2 protein-coding genes are annotated in these 2102 nt (G+C 68.7%); both read left to right on the forward strand.

Features of this window, described 5'->3' with window-relative positions:
• Positions 1–86 precede the first annotated feature (86 nt).
• Positions 87–1229 (forward strand): Gfo/Idh/MocA family protein, encoded by a 1143-nt coding sequence (locus tag ACE3TL_RS16935; RefSeq protein ID WP_374579828.1) that lies wholly within the window; start codon positions 87–89, stop codon positions 1227–1229.
• Between the two features lie 214 nt (positions 1230–1443).
• Positions 1444–2102, forward strand: a 659-nt coding sequence (locus ACE3TL_RS16940) for an SIS domain-containing protein (protein ID WP_374579829.1), incomplete at its 3' end; no start/stop codon positions are given.

The following is a 2102-nucleotide window of genomic DNA, read 5'->3' on the forward strand; positions in this document are numbered from 1 at the left end:
CCGACGCCCATGTCTTCGACACCCAAGGCCGCGTGATGCGGCGGCAGCAGGCCCCGGCGCTGGCCGCCTGACGAAAGGAAGAGAGAATGCGTATCGTCACCTCAGGCATCGGCCTGCGGGCCGGTCATGTCTTGACCACGCTTCGCGAGGAAATGCCCGAAGCCCGGATCGTCGGCTACTACGACCCGCAGCCCACGCATCTTGCGATGATCGGCGAGGACACCCCGCGCTACCCGTCTGTCGAGGCGATGCTGTCGGACGCCAAACCCGACCTCTACTGCGTCTTCTCGCCGAACGTCTTCCACCTTGACCAGATCCGGCTGGGGCTGGAGGCCCGGGTGCAGATCTTCACCGAAAAGCCCGTCGTCGTCTCGATCGACGAAACCCTGGAACTCGCCCGCCTCCTCGCGCAGCACGGCGGCACCAACCGCGCCATGGTCGGCCTTGTGCTCCGCTACTCGCAGCACATGGTCGACCTCCGCGCCGCCCAGTCGCAAGGCTGGCTCGGCGACGTCACCTCCCTTGAAGCCAACGAACACATCGGCCCCTACCACGGCGCCTTCTTCATGCGCGACTGGCGGAGGAAGACCGGCCTCGCGGGCGGCTTCATGCTGGAGAAATGCTGCCACGACCTCGACATCTACAACATGGTCACGGGGTCGCGGCCGCAGCGCGTCGCCAGCTTCGGCGGGCGCAAGTCCTTCGTCCCCGCCAATGCGCCGAAGTCGAACGCCGAGGCGGAGATCTTCCACGTCAAGAAATCGGTCTGGGAATCGACCGACGATCCCTTCCTGTCCGACGGCGACATCATCGACTACCAGACCGCGATCCTTCAGTACGAGACCGGCGCCAGCCTCGCCTTCCACACCAACCTGAACGTCCCCGACGAACACCGCCGGTTTTGCGTGATGGGCACGCATGGCATGGCCGAGGGTGACTTCGTCCGCGGCTTCCTGAAAGTCACCGCCCGCGACGGTCGCCGGCTCGCGGACCATGACTACACCCAGGGCACCGCGATGAAGGGCGCGCATTACGGCGCCGACCAGCTCATGTGCCGCGACATCACCGCCTACCTCAGGGCCGAGACCGATACCCTCCCCGTCTCGATCCTCGACGCAATGGAGGCAGGCATCAGTGCCATTGCCCTCGACCAGGCCCGCGTGACCGGCCAGGTTGTCGACCTCACCGACACCTGGGCCAAACTCGACGCCCACGGGCTGCGCCAATGACGCAGACCCTGGTCCCGCTCAGCCGCAAGCCCCTGCGCCCCGGCATTCATACTGGCCCAAGTATCCCCGCCGGACGCGCTGCCGCCGCCACGCACACAACTGTTCCCATCCATCGCGCCGCCCACCCAAAGCGCCTCCCCTCCTTCCCGTGGGGAGGGGCCGGAGGTGGGGGGCTGCCGCGCCACACTGATCGCCCCCCGACCCGAGGCGCAAAATGATCGATCTCCCCCCCGACGCCGGACAGCACATGGCCCGCGAGATCGCCGAGGCCCCTGCCGTCTTCGCCGCCGCCGTCGCCCAGGCCCCGGCACTGCCGGACCTGGCCGGCCTCCGCGCGATCTACACCGTCGCCCGCGGCTCCTCCGATGCCGCCGCCAACGTGCTCTCCTATGAGATCATGCGCGAGACCGGCCTGCCCATGACCTCGCTGCCGCCCTCGATCTTCTCGGTCGGCCACGGCGTGCGGCTGACCGACAGCGCCGTCCTCGTCGTCTCGCAATCCGGCGCCTCGGATGACCTTGTCCGCTCCGCCTGCGGCGCGAAGGCCGCAGGGGCAAAAGTCCTAGCCCTGACAAACGCCCCCGCAAGCCCGGTTGAGGCCGAGGCCGACACCACCCTGCGCATCGGCGCGGGGCCCGAACTCGCCGTCCCGGCGACCAAGTCTGTGATCGGCGCCATTGCAGGCGGCATGGCGCTCCTCTCCGCCCTCGTCCCCGCCTACGCCTCCCGCGCCACCGCCTCGGCCATGGCGCTCGCCACGCTGTCGGGCAAGACCCTGCCCCAGACCCGGGCCATTCTCGCCGCGCTCCTGCGCGCCTCGCATGTCTATGTCATCGGTCGCGACACCGGCTTCGGCGCGGCCCAGGAACTGGC

It is taken from the genome of Phenylobacterium sp. (assembly GCF_041920015.1).
Taxonomy (GTDB): domain Bacteria; phylum Pseudomonadota; class Alphaproteobacteria; order Caulobacterales; family Caulobacteraceae; genus Phenylobacterium.

What these genes read in the sequence shown, in the direction of transcription:
- ACE3TL_RS16935 (WP_374579828.1), top strand. Translation starts at nt 87, where the DNA reads ATGCGTATCGTCACCTCAGGCATCGGCCTGCGGGCCGGTCATGTCTTG.